At 70.7% G+C, this 16,312-nt stretch carries 14 protein-coding genes; 10 read left to right on the top strand and 4 right to left on the bottom strand.

The features are described 5' to 3' along the window. The first annotated feature begins 115 nt into the window (after positions 1 to 115). A complete protein-coding gene (locus tag EJ357_RS39830; protein WP_126396549.1) occupies positions 116 to 2,233 on the top strand; it encodes an MMPL family transporter in 2,118 nt (705 codons plus the stop codon). A 60-nt stretch (positions 2,234 to 2,293) separates the two neighbouring features. On the opposite strand, the gene EJ357_RS39825 is transcribed toward EJ357_RS39830, so the two are convergent. Then, a complete protein-coding gene (locus tag EJ357_RS39825) occupies positions 2,294 to 2,581 on the bottom strand; it encodes a DUF1905 domain-containing protein (RefSeq protein ID WP_126396547.1) in 288 nt (95 codons plus the stop codon). On the opposite strand from EJ357_RS39825, the gene EJ357_RS50340 reads away from it, so the two are divergent. Both EJ357_RS50340 and EJ357_RS39820 read left to right on the top strand, forming a co-directional pair. Then, the gene (locus EJ357_RS50340) at positions 2,580 to 2,708 is read left to right on the top strand and encodes a hypothetical protein (RefSeq protein ID WP_267132880.1); all 129 of its coding nucleotides are present in this window, start codon (positions 2,580 to 2,582) and stop codon (positions 2,706 to 2,708) included. The genes EJ357_RS39825 and EJ357_RS50340 overlap by 2 nt on opposite strands. A gap of 200 nt (positions 2,709 to 2,908) precedes the next feature. Beyond that, a complete protein-coding gene (locus EJ357_RS39820; RefSeq protein WP_126396545.1) occupies positions 2,909 to 4,306 on the top strand; it encodes a glycoside hydrolase family 16 protein in 1,398 nt (465 codons plus the stop codon). Between the two features lie 58 nt (positions 4,307 to 4,364). On the opposite strand, the gene EJ357_RS39815 is transcribed toward EJ357_RS39820, so the two are convergent. Further along, positions 4,365 to 4,796, bottom strand: a complete 432-nt coding sequence (locus EJ357_RS39815; RefSeq protein ID WP_126396543.1) for a GerW family sporulation protein — start codon at positions 4,794 to 4,796, stop codon at positions 4,365 to 4,367. 55 nt (positions 4,797 to 4,851) lie between these two features. Then, a complete protein-coding gene (locus EJ357_RS39810) occupies positions 4,852 to 5,775 on the bottom strand; it encodes a helix-turn-helix transcriptional regulator (RefSeq protein WP_126396541.1) in 924 nt (307 codons plus the stop codon). Between the two features lie 176 nt (positions 5,776 to 5,951). Here EJ357_RS39810 and tkt point away from each other — a divergent pair, with 176 nt between their 5' ends. From tkt to EJ357_RS39775, 7 genes are read left to right on the top strand one after another with little or no spacing between them, the layout of a single operon-like run. Then, positions 5,952 to 8,045 carry a transketolase gene (gene tkt, locus EJ357_RS39805; RefSeq protein ID WP_126396539.1) on the top strand — a complete coding sequence of 698 codons (2,094 nt, stop codon included), beginning with the start codon at positions 5,952 to 5,954 and terminating at the stop codon, positions 8,043 to 8,045. Positions 8,046 to 8,064: 19 nt separating this feature from the next. Then, entirely contained in the window at positions 8,065 to 9,237 is a 1,173-nt protein-coding gene (tal, locus tag EJ357_RS39800; RefSeq protein ID WP_126396536.1) for a transaldolase, read from the top strand. After that, on the top strand, positions 9,234 to 10,775 hold the full coding sequence (gene zwf / locus EJ357_RS39795) for a glucose-6-phosphate dehydrogenase (RefSeq protein ID WP_126396534.1): 1,542 nt from the start codon (positions 9,234 to 9,236) through the stop codon (positions 10,773 to 10,775). The genes tal and zwf overlap by 4 nt, the downstream gene beginning before the upstream one ends. Further along, positions 10,772 to 11,707, top strand: a complete 936-nt coding sequence (gene opcA / locus EJ357_RS39790; protein WP_126396532.1) for a glucose-6-phosphate dehydrogenase assembly protein OpcA — start codon at positions 10,772 to 10,774, stop codon at positions 11,705 to 11,707. The genes zwf and opcA overlap by 4 nt, the downstream gene beginning before the upstream one ends. Continuing rightward, on the top strand, positions 11,700 to 13,361 hold the full coding sequence (pgi, locus tag EJ357_RS39785; protein ID WP_126396530.1) for a glucose-6-phosphate isomerase: 1,662 nt from the start codon (positions 11,700 to 11,702) through the stop codon (positions 13,359 to 13,361). The genes opcA and pgi overlap by 8 nt, the downstream gene beginning before the upstream one ends. Positions 13,362 to 13,367: 6 nt before the next feature. Next, complete coding sequence (gene gnd / locus EJ357_RS39780) at positions 13,368 to 14,243, top strand: phosphogluconate dehydrogenase (NAD(+)-dependent, decarboxylating) (RefSeq protein ID WP_126396528.1); 876 nt, start codon at positions 13,368 to 13,370, stop codon at positions 14,241 to 14,243. A gap of 6 nt (positions 14,244 to 14,249) precedes the next feature. Next, entirely contained in the window at positions 14,250 to 14,837 is a 588-nt protein-coding gene (locus EJ357_RS39775) for a histidine phosphatase family protein (RefSeq protein ID WP_126396526.1), read from the top strand. An 18-nt stretch (positions 14,838 to 14,855) separates the two neighbouring features. Here EJ357_RS39775 and EJ357_RS39770 read toward each other — a convergent pair whose 3' ends face one another. Further along, positions 14,856 to 16,100, bottom strand: coding sequence for a lipase family protein (locus EJ357_RS39770; RefSeq protein WP_175647681.1), 1,245 nt, complete (start codon positions 16,098 to 16,100; stop codon positions 14,856 to 14,858). Between the last annotated feature and the right edge of the window lie 212 nt (positions 16,101 to 16,312).

Raw genomic sequence — 16,312 nt, 5'->3', positions numbered from 1 at the left:
GGCACCTCTCCCCCGTACGACGGAGGCCCGCAAACCGCTCCCTTGGGCGATCCGGTGACCACCCCCGCGGCACGAGCCTGGGGGCGATGGCAACCGACGTCCGCCGGGAGGCACCGTGCTCTCCATGCTCGCCCGGGCGGCGACCCGCCGCCCGCTCACCGTCATCGCTCTCTGGGTGCTCTTCCTGCTGCTCGGCTTCGGCCTCGGGACGGGCGTCTTCAGCCGGCTCTCCGACAACGTGGCCGACATCCCCGGCACCGAGTCGGAAGCGGCCGGACAGTACCTCGAACGCACCGACCCGACCGGCGAGTCGATCACCGCCGTCGTCGAGGGCACCGCCGTGTCCGACCCCGGTCTGCGGGCCCAGGTCGAACGGGCCGTCGCCGACGTGCGGGCCGTGGCCGGGGTGGCCGACGTGCCCGACCCGTACGCCACGCGCGGCCTGACCGCCGAGGACGGGCGGGCCCTGATCATCCCCGTCACCCTGGAGGGCGGACTCGACGACGACGCCGAGGAACGGGCCGTGGACGCCGCCGCCGACCGCATCCGGCAGATCGACGCGCCCGAAGTCCACGTCAGCGGCGGCCCGTTGCTGGGCACGCAGATCTCCGAACGGGCCCAGGAGGACGTACGCAACGCGGAGCTGATCTCACTGCCGGTCGTCCTCGCCCTGCTGCTGGTGGTGTTCGGCGGGCTGCGCGCGGCGGGGCTGCCGCTGGTGATCGCGGTCAGTGGGATCGCGGGGGCGTTCCTGGCGCTGTTCCTGTTCAGCGAGGTCACCGACATCTCGGTGTACGCGATCCAGGTCACCACGATGCTGGGGCTCGGACTCGCCGTGGACTACGCCCTGTTGATGGTGGTCCGCTTCCGCGAGGAACGCCGCAGCACCGAGGACGTGGTGGAGGCCGTGCACCGCACGGTCGCCGCGGCCGGCCGGACCGTGCTTTTCTCCGGGCTCACCGTCGCCGTCAGCCTGACCGGGCTGCTGGTGTTCCCGAGCGTGTTCCTGCGCAGCATGGGCCTGGCCGTGGCCGCGGTGGTGGTGGTCGACATGCTGGCCGCGCTCACGCTGCTGCCCGCGCTGCTCGCCAGGTTCGGCGGGAGGATCAGCCCGGCGAAGGTCCGGCCGGAGGGTGAGGAGGGCCGTGTCTTCGCCCGCCTGGCCCGCTTCTCGGCCCGCCGCCGCATCGCCGTCCTGGCCACCGTCGTCCCGGTCCTGCTGGTCCTGGCGCTGCCCGTCACCGGCATGACGATCAACCTCGGCGACGCCAAGCAGCTCCCGTCGAGCACCGAGGCACGGCAGTTGTACGACACCGTCGACGCGCACTTCCCGCCCGGCACCGGAGTCTCCCCGATCACCGTCGTGCTGCGGCCGGGCACGGACGGCGCGACCGCCGACCGGATCCGGGCCCTGTCCCCGACGGCCGAGTCCCGTGAACTGTCCGGCGGCGCCACGGTCGTCCGCATCCGGCCGCCGGGCGGCGTCGACGGCGCGGAGGCCACCGCCCTGGTCGAGCGGATCCGGGAGGTCCGCGGCGACGAACCCGTCGAGGTCACCGGGCCGGCCGCTCGCCTGGTGGACTTCCGGGAGATGCTCGCCGACCGGGCGCCCTGGGCGGCGGTCACCGTCCTGGCCGGCATCTTCGCGCTGCTCTTCGCCTTCACCGGCTCGCTGCTGATCCCGCTGCGCACCATCCTCACCACCCTGCTCAGCCTGGGCGCCGCGCTCGGCGTGGTGGTGTGGGTCTTCCAGGACGGCCACCTGGCCGGGCTGCTGGGCGGCGAGGGCCTGGACGCGCTGAGCCTGACCGCGCCGCCGCTGATCGTGGCGATCGCGTTCGGCCTCGCCATGGACTACGAGCTGTTCATCCTGGCCCGGATGCGCGAGGCGCGCGAGCTGACCGGCGACGACCAGCAGGCCGTGGTCACCGGTCTGCGCCGCTCGGGCCGTGTGGTCACCTGTGCGGCGCTGCTCCTGGCGGTGGTCTTCGGCGCCTTCATGACCGGCGGCTTCGCGCCGATCCTGCAGATCGGCCTCGGGCTCACCCTCGCGGTGCTGATCGACGCGACGGTCGTCCGGATGCTGCTGGTCCCGGCGACGATGGCGCTGCTCGGCCGCCGCGCCTGGTGGGCACCGGGGCCGCTGCGCCGCCTGCACGACCGGTTCGGCCTGCACGAGGAGACACCCGCCTCGCCACCGGCCTCCCCGCCGTCCGTGCCGACGAACGTCTGACTCCGGCGTGGCACCGGCACCGCACGGGTGCCGGTGCCATGCGGCCGTCCCTGGCCATGGTCAGATACGTACGGTCATCTCCACGGCCACCTCGTCACCGGAGCCGAGACCGCGCGGCTTGCGCACGGCGTTCTTGAGCGGCAGCAGATAGCCGCCGTCCTTGGGGAAGAGCGACGTCTCGAAGGCGACCTCGCCGATCCGGGCCTCGACCGGGATCACACCCCAGCCGTAGGTGGCCATCGAGGCCACCTGCCGGATGTCGGCGGACTCGTCGTCCGGCACACGGACGAAGTAGTACGGCGCGGGCCCGCGCCATTCGATCACCGGGCCGGTGAAGGCGAGTTCCATGCGGTCAGTCTCTCTCGGGGACGTGATGGTCGTCAGGAACTCGGGCGAGCGGACCGTCGATCCGGACGACGGGCTGAACGGGTGGAACCTGTCGTGGGCACAGTGGAAGGCAGGCAGTGCGGTGTAGCGAGTCGCCGTGTTCATAGAGTGAAGACCCGCGTGAGGAACGGGATTTCTCTGCTTCACCTCTTGACGGCCGGAGTGCCGGGGAGCACATTGGCGACACTTTGAGAGCGCTCTCAGTAACACGCACGCGGAACGCGTTCGCCCTCTCTCAAAGGCACTCGCACCCTTCCCCACTCCGTACACCGAGAGGCAGCACCCCCCATGAGTGAATCCTCCGGCATACACCGCAGACGGCGGCCCCTCAGGCGCGTCCTCGTCGCCGCGCTCGGCGCGCTGGGCCTGGCGGCGGCCGCCGCGACCGTAGCCGTCCCGTCCGCGAACGCCTCCGCGCCCACGCCCCCGTCGGGCTGGACGCAGGTCTTCCTCGACGACTTCAACGGCGCCGCGGGCACCGGCGTCAACACCTCCAACTGGCAGTACGCGACCGGCACCGGCTATCCGGGCGGCCCCGCCAACTGGGGCACCGGCGAGGTCGAGACGATGACGAACAGCACGAACAACGTCTCGCTCGACGGCAACGGCAACCTCCGCATCACCCCGCTGCGCGACTCCGCCGGCAACTGGACCTCGGGCCGCATCGAGACCAACCGCACCGACTTCCAGCCCCCGGCGGGCGGCAAGCTGCGCGTCGAGGGCCGCATCCAGATGCCGAACGTCACCGGCACCGCCGCCGAGGGCTACTGGCCGGCGTTCTGGGCCCTGGGCGCGCCCTACCGCGGCAACTACCAGAACTGGCCGAGCGTCGGCGAGCTGGACATCATGGAGAACGTCCAGGGCCTGAACCGGGTCTGGGCCACGATGCACTGCGGCACCAACCCCGGTGGGCCGTGCAACGAGACCAGCGGCATCGGCAACTACACGGCGTGTCCCGGCTCGACATGCCAGTCGGCCTTCCACACCTACACCATGGAGTGGGACCGCTCGGTGAGCCCCGAGACGATCCGCTTCTACGTCGACGGCACCCAGTTCCACTCGGTCAACGCGAGCCAGATGGACGCGACGACCTGGTCCAACGCCACCAACCACGGCTTCTTCATCATCCTGAACGTGGCGATGGGCGGCGCCTTCCCGGACGCGTTCGGCGGCGGCCTGGACAGCGGTACGCAGTCCGGGGTGCCCATGGTCGTCGACTACGTCCAGGTGCTGTCGGCCGGTGGGAGCGGTACCACGCCCCCGCCGACGGGCAACCGCGACGCCTACAGCGCCATCCAGGCCGAGTCGTTCGACAGCCAGAGCGGCACGAGCACCGAGTCCACCTCCGACTCGGGCGGCGGCCAGAACATCGGCTCCCTCGCCAACGGCGACTGGGCGCTGTACCGGGGCGTCAACTTCGGCTCCACGGCGGCCACTCAGTTCGTCGCCCGAGTGGCGAGCGGTGCGGCGGGCGGCGTCAGCGGCCTGGTCGAGGTGCGCCTGGACAGCCGCAGCAACGCGCCCGTCGGCAGTTTCGCCGTCGGCAACACGGGCGGATGGCAGTCGTGGCGGACGATCCCGGCGAACATCAGCGGGGTGACGGGCACGCACGACGTCTATCTCACCTTCACCAGTGGGCAGGGGGCGGACTTCGTGAACGTGAACTGGTTCAACTTCGGGCGCTGAGGCGTGTGTTGACGGTGCCTCGCGAGGTCTCGGCCGTCCTCGCGCGGCATCGGCACGTTCAGCGGCGTCGGCGTAGCAGTCGGAGGGCCTTCGGGAGCGCTGCGCCGACGAGGAGTGCGGCGAGGGGGAGCACGACGTCGCCCCAGGTGTTCCGGATCGGCTTGTACGTCGCGACGCCGTCCCGGATCTCGATGTAGCCGAGGGGTTTGGCCTCCACTCCTCCCCCACCGCCTTCACCGTCCCCGACCTTGCCGCCCTCGACCGAGCGTCCAGCCCCGCCCCCGAAGCCGTAGGCGATCTTGGCGACCGGGATGACGGTGATGCCGTCGCTGGTGACGGGTTCGCCGTAGACGGCCGTGACCGAGGCGCTACCGCCGAGTTTGTCGGCGAGGCGTTCGAGGAAGGCGACGGAGGCGCGGGATGCCGCGATGTCCAGGTCCGGCGCGGACACGGGGACCGGGTCTTCCTGGTCGTTCTTATTGACTGCCATGCGGTTTTCGTAAAGAAGTACGTCCCGCCTGTCAAGGCGAACCGCCGGGCCTGCCTCACCTCAACTCCGCCCGGAACACCGCCGGCGTCACCTCCGTGTGCTGGTGGAAGAACTTGGAGAAGTTCGCGGCGTCCGGGAACCCGATCGACGCGCCCACGCGGCCGATCGGCAGGTCCGTGTGCGCGAGGAGCCGTTTCGCCTCCAGGATCACGCGCTTGTCGATGAAGCCCTTGGGGGTCTCGCCGGTGGCGGCGCGGACCGCGCGGACGAGGGTGCGGCGGGAGTAACCGAGCTGGTCGGCGTAGGCGCTGACGCTGTGGTTGGTGGCGAAGCCCCGCTCCACCGCGTCCCGGAAGAGGGTGAAGGTGGTGTCGCCCTGGTGGCGCACGGCCTCCGCCGAGCTCGCGGCGAGGTGGGCGAGGCGCAGGAGGAACGCCGTCAGCGAGTGGCGCAGGACCGCCGTGTGCAGGCTCAGGGGGAGGGTCGTCGTGTCCTCGTACTCGCACCGGAGTTGGGTGAGGGAGGAGCGCAGGGCGGTGAGCTGGGCGTCGTCGGGGCGGAGCAGGGGCGGGAGGTCGTAGCGGTAGAGGCCGGTGGCCTCGACTGTGGCGCGGGGCAGGAAGCCGGGTTGCATCGTCAGGACGGTGCCCCGGTAGTCGCTGGTGCGGGAGAAGCGGTGGACCTGCCCGGGGCGGATCCACAGCAGGTCGCCGGCCTTCGCCTCGTACTCGGCGAAGTCGACCATGTGCCGGACCGGTCCCTCGCCGAAGAGCATCACGACGTGGAAGTCGATGCGGTGGACGCGCTCCAGCGGTGCGTCGGCGGCGTGCCAGGTGCGGCCCGAGCCCATCGGGCCGACGTGCATGCCGACGCCGAGGACGCTCAGATCCACCGGGAAGGGGAACGTTCGGATCGGGTCGCCGCCGCCCTCGCCGTCGCCCTCTCGGCCCGTTCCGCCTTGGGCCCTTGTGTCCACCATGTCCGTCTCATGCCGTCTCAGTCGTGCACGACCCGCGCTCAGCCGTGCGCCGCGCCCGCCGCGGTGTCCCACTTTCACCACAGCCTGACACACGCCGACCTTCCCTCGTAAAAGTCAGACTTTTACTTTTGAACGCGTTGGACCAGCCACTTCGCTCTGATCGAGGACTTTTGAAGATGAGCACGCAGACACCGGACAGCTTCGAATGGACCGAACTCGACCGGCGTGCCGTCGACACCGCGCGTCTTTTGGCGGCGGATGCCGTACAGCGGGTCGGCAACGGCCACCCGGGCACCGCGATGAGCCTCGCCCCGGCCGCGTACACGATCTTTCAGAAGGTGATGCGTCACGATCCCGCCGACCCTGAGTGGACCGGACGGGATCGTTTCGTTCTCTCCCCCGGCCACACCTCGCTGACCCTCTACACCCAGCTCTTCCTCGCCGGGTACGAGCTGGAGCTCGACGACCTCAAGGCGTTCCGGACCCACGGTTCGAAGACACCGGGTCACCCCGAGTACGGGCACACGGCGGGGGTCGAGACGACGACCGGCCCGCTCGGCCAGGGCGTCGCCAACGCGGTCGGCATGGCGATGGCCGCCCGCTACGAGCGCGGCCTGTTCGACCCCGACGCCCCGCAGGGCGAGTCCCCGTTCGACCACACCATCTGGGCGATCGTCTCCGACGGCGACCTGCAGGAGGGCGTCTCCGCCGAGGCCTCCTCGCTCGCCGGCCATCAGAAGCTCGGCAACCTCGTCTTCCTCTACGACGACAACCACATCTCCATCGAGGGCGACACCGCGACCGCGTTCTCCGAGGACGTGCTGGGGCGCTACGAGGCGTACGGCTGGCACGTGCAGCGCGTCGAGCCCGCGCTGGGCGGCGACATCGACGTGGCCGAGCTGTACGCGGCGCTGAAGGCCGCGCAGGCCGAGACCGAGCGCCCCTCGATCATCGCGATGCGCACGATCATCGCCTGGCCCGCCCCGAACGCGCAGAACACCGAGGCCTCCCACGGCTCCGCCCTCGGCACCGACGAGATCGCCGCCACCAAGCGCATCCTCGGCTTCGACCCCGAGCGGTCCTTCGAGGTGGCCGAGGAGGTCCTCGCCCACTCCCGCCGGGCCCTGGACCGGGGTGCCGAGGCGCACGCCGCCTGGGACAAGCAGCTCGGCACCTGGCGCGCCGCCAACCCCGAGCGCGCCCAGCTGTTCGACCGGATCGTCGCCGGTCAGCTGCCCGAGGGCTGGGAGTCCTCGATCCCGGTCTTCGAGGAGGGCAAGTCGGTCGCCACCCGCGCCGCCTCTGGCAAGGTGCTCCAGGCGCTCGGCGCCGTCATCCCGGAGCTGTGGGGCGGCTCCGCCGACCTGGCCGGCTCCAACAACACCACCATCGACAAGACGAGTTCGTTCCTGCCGAAGGACAACCCGCTGCCCGAGGCCGACCCTTACGGCCGCACCGTCCACTTCGGCATCCGCGAGTTCTCGATGGCCGCGGAGATGAACGGCATCGCGCTGCACGGCAACACCCGTATCTACGGCGGCACGTTCCTGGTGTTCTCCGACTACATGCGCAACGCCGTCCGCATGTCCGCCCTGATGCAGTTGCCGGTGACCTACGTCTGGACGCACGACTCCGTCGGCCTCGGTGAGGACGGCCCCACCCACCAGCCGGTCGAGCACCTCGCCTCGCTGCGCGCCATCCCGGGCCTGAACATCGTCCGCCCGGCCGACGCCAACGAGACCGCCGTCGCCTGGGCCGAGATCCTCAAGCGGCACGCCACCCACCCGGCCCCGCACGGGCTCGCGCTCACCCGGCAGGGCGTGCCGACGTACGCGCCCAACTCCGATGCGGCGAAGGGCGGTTACATCCTCCAGGAGTCGTCGACCGAGTCGCCGGACGTGGTCCTCATCGCCACCGGTTCCGAGGTCCGGCTCGCCGTCGCCGCGCGGGAGGTGTTGGAGGCCGAGGGGATCGGTACCCGTGTCGTGTCGATGCCGTCCGTGGAGTGGTTCGAGGAGCAGCCGCGCGAGTACCGGGACAGCGTGCTGCCGCCGGCCGTGAAGGCGCGGGTCGCGGTGGAGGCCGGGATCGGGCTGACCTGGTACCGGTTCGTGGGCGATGCCGGGCGCATCGTCTCCCTGGAGCATTTCGGCGCCTCCGCCGACGCGAGGACCCTGTTCGCCGAGTACGGCTTCACCCCCGAGAACGTCGCCGCCGCAGCCCGGGCCGCATTCCATTCAACTACGGGCCTTGCTGCCGACCGCGGTTGATCCGAACGCCAGAAGGAAGTTGATCACTGTGACCACCGAAGCAACCACCACCGCGGGCACCCTGAAGCGCCTCTCCGACGAGGGCGTCTCCATCTGGCTGGACGACTTGTCGCGCAAGCGGATCGAGTCCGGGAACCTCGCCGAACTGATCGCCACCAAGAACGTCGTGGGTGTCACCACCAACCCGTCCATCTTCCAGGCCGCCATCGGCTCCGGTGAGGGCTACGAGGAGCAGCTCGCCGACCTCGCGGTGCGGGGCGTCACGGTCGACGAGGCCGTACGGATGATGACCACCGCCGACGTGCGCGCCGCCGCCGACATCCTGCGGCCCGTGTACGACGCCACCGACGGCCGCGACGGCCGGGTCTCCATCGAGGTCGACCCGCGCCTCGCCCACCACACGGTGGCCACCATCGCCGAGGCCAAGCAGCTCGCCTGGCTGGTCGACCGCCCCAACGTGATGATCAAGATCCCGGCGACGAAGGCCGGTCTGCCCGCCATCACCGAGGTCATCGCCCAGGGCATCAGCGTCAACGTCACGCTGATCTTCTCCCTGGAGCGCTACCGCGAGGTCATGGACGCCTACCTCGCCGGTCTGGAGAAGGCCGCGGCGAAGGGCCTGGACCTGTCCGGCATCCACTCCGTGGCGTCCTTCTTCGTCTCCCGCGTCGACTCCGAGATCGACAAGCGGCTGACGGCGATCGGCACCGACCAGGCCCTCGCGCTCAAGGGAAGGGCGGCGCTCGCCAACGCCCGCCTCGCCTACGAGGCGTACGAGGATGGGTTCGGCTCTGCCGACAATTCGACACGCGGCGGCGACCGCTGGACCGCCCTCGCCGGCGCCAGGGCCAACAAGCAGCGCCCGCTGTGGGCCTCGACGGGCGTGAAGGACCCCGCCTACAAGGACACCCTGTACGTCGACGAGCTGGTCGCGCCCGGCACCGTCAACACGATGCCCGAGGCCACCTTGAACGCCACCGCCGACCACGGCGGGATCACCGGCGACACGGTGACCGGCGGCTACGCGCAGGCGCGCGCCGATCTGGCCGCCGTGGAGGCACTCGGAGTCTCCTACGACGAGGTCGTCACCCAACTGGAGGACGAGGGCGTCGCCAAGTTCGAGGTGGCGTGGCAGGACCTCTTGAACGCCGTGAAGAAGTCGCTCAGCAGCAAGGGAGCTGACGCAGCATGACCTCCGACTGGGACTACGACTGGGACAACCCCCTGCGTGACCCGCGTGACCGCCGTCTGCCCCGGATCGCGGGCCCGTCCGGGCTCGTCATCTTCGGCGTCACCGGCGACCTGTCCCGCAAGAAGCTGATGCCGGCCGTGTACGACCTCGCCAACCGCGGGATGCTGCCGCCGGGCTTCTCGCTCGTCGGGTTCGCCCGCCGGGACTGGGAGGACGAGGACTTCGCGCAGATCGTGCACGACTCGGTGCGCGAGCACGCCCGCACCGAGTTCCGCGAGGAGGTCTGGCAGCAGCTCTCCGAGGGCATGCGGTTCATCCCCGGCGACTTCGACGACGACACGGCCTTCGAGCAGCTGCGCCGGACGGTCGACGAGCTGGACGCGGCGCGCGGCACGAGCGGCAACTACGCCTTCTACCTCTCCGTACCGCCGAAGTTCTTCCCGAAGGTCGTTCAGCAGCTGAAGAAGCACGGCCTGGCGGACGCCCCCGAGGGGTCCTGGCGGCGCGCGGTCATCGAGAAGCCGTTCGGGCACGACCTCGCGAGCGCCCGGGAGCTGAACGAGATCGTGCACGACGTGTTCGACCCGGAGCAGGTCTTCCGGATCGACCACTACCTGGGCAAGGAGACCGTCCAGAACATCCTGGCGCTGCGCTTCGCCAACCAGATGTTCGAGCCGATCTGGAACCGGTCGTACGTCGACCACATCCAGATCACGATGGCCGAGGACATCGGCATCGGCGGCCGGGCGGGCTATTACGACGGCATCGGCTCGGCCCGTGACGTCATCCAGAACCACCTGCTCCAGCTGATGGCGCTCACCGCGATGGAGGAACCGGCCGCCTTCGACGCCGCGTCGCTGCTGACGGAGAAGCTGAAGGTGCTCAGGGCCGTGAAGGTGCCGGAGGACCTCGGCAAGCACACCGTGCGCGGGCAGTACGCGGGCGGCTGGCAGGGCGGTGAGCAGGTGCTCGGCTACCTCCAGGAAGACGGCATCGACCCGAAGTCCAAGACCGACACCTACGCCGCCGTCAAGCTGAACGTCGACAACCGGCGCTGGGCGGGCGTGCCGTTCTACCTGCGCACCGGCAAGCGGCTCGGGCGGCGGGTCACGGAGATCGCCGTCGTCTTCCAGCGGGCGCCGCACTCCCCGTTCGACTCCACCGCCACCGAGGAGCTCGGCCAGAACGCCATCGTCATCCGCGTCCAGCCGGACGAGGGCATCACGGTGCGGTTCGGGTCCAAGGTGCCGGGTACCTCCATGGAGATCCGGGACGTGACGATGGACTTCGCCTACGGCGAGTCGTTCACGGAGTCCAGCCCGGAGGCGTACGAGCGGCTCATCCTGGATGTCCTCCTCGGGGACGCCAATCTGTTCCCCCGTCACCAGGAAGTGGAAGAGTCCTGGAAGATCCTCGACCCGATCGAGGAGTACTGGGACAGGCACGGCAAGCCGGCGCAGTACGCGTCCGGGAGCTGGGGACCCGAGGAAGCCGACGAGATGCTCGCACGAGACGGACGGAGCTGGCGCAGGCCATGAAGATCGACCTGACCGACACCACGGCAAGCAAGATCAACAAGGCGCTGGTGCAGGGCCGCCGCGCGATCGGCACGCCCGCCGTGGGCATGGTCCTGACGATGGTCATCGTCACGGACGAGGAGAACGCGTACGACTCGATCAAGGCGGCGGAGGAGGCGTCGCACGAGCACCCCGCCCGCACCCTGGTCGTCATCAAACGGCACGCCCGCACCCCGCGCGACCGCACCCGCTCCCACCTCGACGCCGAGGTCCGGGTGGGCGCGGACGCCGGCACCGGCGAGACGGTCGTGCTGCGCATGTACGGCGAGGTGTCCGACCACGCCGACTCGGTGGTGCTGCCGCTGCTGCTGCCGGACGCCCCGGTCGTGGTGTGGTGGCCGGTGGACGCGCCCGAGAACCCCGCGAAGGACCCGCTGGGGGCGCTGGCCCAGCGCCGGATCACCGACCTGTACACCACCGAGAACCCGCAGGCGGAACTGGAGTCCCGGGCCCGCTCCTACGCGCCCGGCGACACCGACCTCGCCTGGACCCGGCTCACCCCCTGGCGCTCCATGCTCGCGGCGGCGCTGGACCAGGCCCGGGTGCCGATCCTCTCGGCGGCCGTGGAGGCCGAGGCCGACAACCCGGCGGCCGAGCTGCTGGCCCGCTGGCTGGAGGCCCGCCTGCACGTCACCGCCGAGCGGGTGGTCACCGCCGGACCGGTCGTCACCGGCGTGCGCCTGGGCACCGAGAGCGGCGAGATCGTCATCGACCGCCCCGAGGGCCCGCTGGCCACGCTGACCCTGCCCGGCCAGCCGTCCCGCACCCTCGCGTTGAAGGTCCGCACCACCTCCGAACTCATCGCCGAGGAGCTCAGGCGCCTCGACGCGGACGAGATGTACGCCATCGCCCTGCGCGGTGAGGCCCCCAAGGAGACCCCTGACCATGTCTGACGCACCGTCCGACTTCCCCAGGCTGACCCGGCGCCCCGAGTGGGCGGCTCTCGACGACCATCGCGCGGAGGCCCTTCAGCGCCCGCGGCTGCGTGAGCTGTTCGCGGCCGATCCCTCCCGCGCCGAGCGGTACGTCGTGCGCGTCGGCGATCTGCGCATCGACTACTCCAAGCACCTGATCAACGACGAGACGCTCGCCCTGCTCCAGGAACTGGCCACCGCCACCGACGTGTTCGGGCTGCGCGACGCCATGTTCCGCGGCGAGAGGATCAACGTCACCGAGGACCGGGCGGTGCTGCACACCGCGCTGCGGGCGCCGCGGGACGCGGTGATCGAGGTGGACGGCGAGAACGTCGTGCCCAAGGTCCACGCGGTGCTGGACAAGATGAGCGCGTTCGCCGACCGCGTCCGCTCCGGCGAGTGGACCGGCCACACGGGCCGCCGTATCCGCAACGTCGTCAACATCGGCATCGGCGGCTCCGACCTCGGCCCTGCCATGGCGTACGAGGCGCTGCGACCGTTCACGGCACGGGAGTTGACGCTCCGGTTCGTCTCCAACGTCGACGGCGCCGACCTCCACGAGGCGGTCCGGGACCTGGATCCGGCGGAGACGCTGTTCATCGTCGCCTCCAAGACGTTCACCACGATCGAGACGATCACCAACGCCACGTCGGCCCGTTCCTGGCTGCTGGCCGGGCTCGGCGGCGAGGACAAGGCGGTCGCCCGGCACTTCGTCGCGCTGTCGACCAACGCCGAGAAGGTGGCGGACTTCGGCATCGACCCGGACAACATGTTCGAGTTCTGGGACTGGGTCGGCGGGCGCTACTCGTACGACTCGGCCATCGGGCTCTCGCTCATGATCGCCATCGGCCCGGAGCGCTTCCGGGAGATGCTCGACGGCTTCCACATCGTCGACGAGCACTTCAGGAGCGCGCCCGCCGAGGTCAACGCCCCGCTACTGCTGGGCCTGTTGGGCATCTGGTACGGCAATTTCCTCAGCGCCGAGTCGCATGCGGTGCTGCCGTACTCGCACTACCTGTCGAAGTTCACGGCGTATCTGCAGCAGCTCGACATGGAGTCCAACGGCAAGTCGGTGGACCGCGAGGGCCACGTCGTGGGCTGGACGACGGGTCCGGTCGTGTGGGGCACGCCCGGCACCAACGGGCAGCACGCCTACTACCAGCTGATCCACCAGGGCACCCGGCTGATCCCGGCCGACCTGATCGGGTTCGCCCGGCCGGTCGCCGAGCTGAGCGACGAACTCAAGGCGCAGCACGATCTGTTGATGGCGAACCTCTTCGCCCAGGGGCAGGCCCTCGCCTTCGGCAAGACCGCGGACGAGGTGCGCGCGGAGGGCGTGCCCGAGGAACAGGTCCCGCACCGCACCTTCCTCGGCAACCACCCCACCACCACGATCCTCGCCCCCGAGCTGACCCCGTCGGTCCTCGGCCAGCTGGTCGCCCTCTACGAGCACAAGGTCTTCGTGCAGGGGGCCGTCTGGAACATCGACTCCTTCGACCAGTGGGGCGTGGAGCTGGGCAAGGTCCTCGCCAAGCGGGTCGAGCCCGCGCTGACCGAGGGCGCTGACGTCCCCGGCCTCGATGCCTCCACCGCCGCCCTCGTGGCCGCCTACCGCGAACTCAAGGAAGTGTGAACTGATATGCAGCTCGGTCTCATCGGTCTCGGCAAGATGGGCGGCAACATGCGCGAGCGGATCCGCCGCGCCGGCCACACCGTCATCGGCTACGACCGCAACCCCGAGGTCTCCGACGTCAGGAACCTCGAAGAGCTGGTCCAGCGGCTCGACGCGCCGCGCACGGTATGGGTGATGGTCCCGGCCGGCACCGCCACCCAGGGCGTCGTCGACGAGCTCAGGGATCTGCTGTCCCCGGGTGACACGGTGGTGGACGGCGGCAACTCCCGCTGGACGGACGACGAGAAGCACGCCGCCGAGCTCGGCGTCAAGGGCATCGGCTTCGTCGACGCCGGCGTCTCCGGCGGTGTGTGGGGCCTGCAGAACGGCTACGCGCTGATGGTCGGCGGCGACAAGGAGCACGTGGAGCGGCTGAAGCCGATCTTCGAGGCGCTCAAGCCGGAGGGGCCGTACGGCTACGTGCACGCCGGCCGGGTCGGCGCCGGGCACTTCTCCAAGATGGTCCACAACGGCATCGAGTACGCCATGATGCAGGCCTACGCCGAGGGCTGGGAGCTGCTGGAGAAGGTCAACTCGGTGGACAACGTCCGCGAGGTGTTCCGCTCCTGGCAGGAGGGCACGGTCATCCGGTCCTGGCTGCTGGACCTCGCGGTGAACGCCCTGGACGAGGACGAGCACCTGCAGAAGCTGAAGGGCTTCGCGCAGGACTCCGGCGAGGGCCGGTGGACCGTCGAGGCGGCCATCGACAACGCGGTCCCGCTGCCCGCGATCACGGCGTCGCTGTTCGCCCGGTTCGCGTCCCGTCAGGACGACTCCCCGCAGATGAAGATGATCGCGGCGCTGCGCAACCAGTTCGGCGGCCACGCCGTCGAGTCGAAGTAGCCGGCGGTGGGGGATCTACTGCTGGTCCGCCACGGTGAGACGGAGTGGAGCAGGTCGGGACAACACACCAGCTGGACCGACCTGCCCCTCACCCGGGAGGGCGAGGAACAGGCCAAGTCCCTCGCCCCGCTCCTGTCCGGCCGGACCTTCGCCCTGGCGCTCACCAGCCCCCTCGGCCGCGCGGTCCGCACCGCCGAACTGGCGGGTGTGACGGGGGCCGTACCCGACCCCGACCTGCACGAGTGGGACTACGGCGGCTACGAGGGTGTCACCACCGTGGACATCCACCGCACCCGCCCCGACTGGTACCTGTGGACCGACGGGGTGCCACCGGGCCCGGACGGACACCCGGGCGAGTCGCCCTCGGAAGTGGGTGCGCGCGCCGACCGTGTGCTCGCCCGCGTGGGGGCCGCCCTTCCCGACGGCGACGTGATCCTCGTGGCCCACGCGCACTTCCTGCGGGTTCTGACCGCGCGCCGGCTGGGGCTGGCCCCGGCGGAGGGGCGGCTGTTCCAGCTGGCGACCGCGACGGTGAGCCGGCTGTCCACCGAGCACGGCCGTCCGGTCGTGGCGGAGTGGAACGCCAGGCCGTAGGGCCGACGAGGGCCCGGGCTACAGCACGTCCCCGAACTCGCTCAACACCCCTGGCGGTGCGAGCGCGTTGACGTAGTGGCCCGGGCCGTGGTCGTCGAAGGAGTACTTGAAGGGGATCGTGCGGGTGAGGGCGAGCTTGGCGGCGAAGAAGGCCAGTGGGGCGACGACGGCCAGGCCCGCGAGGGTGTCCATCTGGGGGTAGTGCAGATGGGGTTCGGTCACCTCGGTCCAGCCCTGGGCCTGCCCGCGTGGCAGGCGGCGGAGGGTTCCGACACGCCTGGACAGATCGCTCCAGTCCCGGTTCGCGGCGGCCCGTAGGACGTCTCCCGGCAGGGTCAGCGCCTCGACCGCCGAGTCCGCGGCGAAGGCGAGCGCCGTGTCGGTGAGGCCGCGTGGCCTGCGGTAGTGGAACTCGCGGCCGAAGGGGGCGTACGGGCCGACGGGGCGGGGCGGCAGGGCGGGGACGACGTCCCGGTCGAAGATGTAGCGCAGCAGCCGGTCGCTCAGGGGGCCGGGGGCCTGCGTGCAGGCACGGGCGAGGTCGGGGCCGCCGACCATGGGCTGGCCGAAGGTGTAGACGCCCTTGAGCTTGTCGGTGATGTGCCGGTAGCGGGGTTCGTGGACCAGGGTCACCGCCATGAGCGCGGCCATCGCGCCGCCGAGGCTGTGGCCGGTGATGTAGAGGGCTTCCAGGCCGTCGCCCCGGGTGCCTTGTTCGTCGGGGTTGACGGACTCGCCGCGCAGGGCGCCTTCCAGGGCCCGTACGACGAGGTGACGGGTGGCGCGGACGTTGCGGTAGAAGCCGGCGTGGACCTCGTGGCGGCGGCCCTGGAGTTCGACGGCGAGCGTCTCCGGGCGTACGTCGGCGTCGGTGAGGATGCTGATGATGTCCTCGGGCTGGGTGCCGCGGTAGGCGAGGATGACGACCCGGCGGTCCTTGTCCTGGACGAGGTAGGCGGCGGAGGCGATGTACAGGGCGTCCACGCGCTGTTCGAAGACCCGGCAGGCGTTCTCCTCCATGCCGAGCCGCGCCATGATCATGGACACGGTCTCGGGGTCGCCCTGGTGCTGGAATCCGGCGTACGCGTAAGCCGAGCAGGTCGCCAGGACGTGCGGGACGACTCCGTCGGGGTCGGGCTGGTGCTTGTCCTCGGCGAGCCGGTCCACCAGGTCGGGGTAGACCGGGAAACCGCTCGGGTCGGTCGGTGGCTTGGCCGGGCGCAGCTCGGCGAAGCCGGGCCCTTTGACGTATGCGTCCCGCATGGTGGGACCTCCCCCGGAACGTCGGCGGATGGTGAGCACACCACCGGCCGCCGGGGTCGTCAATCCGGCGGACGACCGGCGGCCGTCGTTCCCCGGCCACTGCGGATGCGGCCCGGGTGGGGTTGCTGGGATGCTGGGGTGTGGCGGGACGGACACGGATTGTCGGCCCGCCCCGAGGCACCCGCTGGACGTGCCCGAACGCCGCTCCCCTC

Origin of the sequence: Streptomyces cyaneochromogenes, from assembly GCF_003963535.1 — a bacterium.
Taxonomy (GTDB): Bacteria; Actinomycetota; Actinomycetes; order Streptomycetales; family Streptomycetaceae; genus Streptomyces; species Streptomyces shaanxiensis.
The sequence above is the reverse complement of the archived record's forward strand: the minus strand, read 5'-3'. Positions and strand labels throughout refer to the sequence as shown.

Excerpts from the sequence above, each read along its gene's own strand:
- EJ357_RS50340 (WP_267132880.1), top strand. The coding sequence starts at position 2,580 with ATGCGGTCAGTCTCTCTCGGGGACGTGATGGTCGTCAGGAACTCGGGC.
- EJ357_RS39825 (WP_126396547.1), bottom strand. The coding sequence starts at position 2,581 with ATGGAACTCGCCTTCACCGGCCCGGTGATCGAATGGCGCGGGCCCGCG.
- EJ357_RS39820 (WP_126396545.1), top strand. The coding sequence starts at position 2,909 with ATGAGTGAATCCTCCGGCATACACCGCAGACGGCGGCCCCTCAGGCGC.
- EJ357_RS39815 (WP_126396543.1), bottom strand. The coding sequence starts at position 4,796 with ATGGCAGTCAATAAGAACGACCAGGAAGACCCGGTCCCCGTGTCCGCG.
- EJ357_RS39810 (WP_126396541.1), bottom strand. The coding sequence starts at position 5,775 with ATGGTGGACACAAGGGCCCAAGGCGGAACGGGCCGAGAGGGCGACGGC.
- tkt (WP_126396539.1), top strand. The coding sequence starts at position 5,952 with ATGAGCACGCAGACACCGGACAGCTTCGAATGGACCGAACTCGACCGG.
- zwf (WP_126396534.1), top strand. The coding sequence starts at position 9,234 with ATGACCTCCGACTGGGACTACGACTGGGACAACCCCCTGCGTGACCCG.
- opcA (WP_126396532.1), top strand. The coding sequence starts at position 10,772 with ATGAAGATCGACCTGACCGACACCACGGCAAGCAAGATCAACAAGGCG.
- pgi (WP_126396530.1), top strand. The coding sequence starts at position 11,700 with ATGTCTGACGCACCGTCCGACTTCCCCAGGCTGACCCGGCGCCCCGAG.
- gnd (WP_126396528.1), top strand. The coding sequence starts at position 13,368 with ATGCAGCTCGGTCTCATCGGTCTCGGCAAGATGGGCGGCAACATGCGC.
- EJ357_RS39770 (WP_175647681.1), bottom strand. The coding sequence starts at position 16,100 with ATGCGGGACGCATACGTCAAAGGGCCCGGCTTCGCCGAGCTGCGCCCG.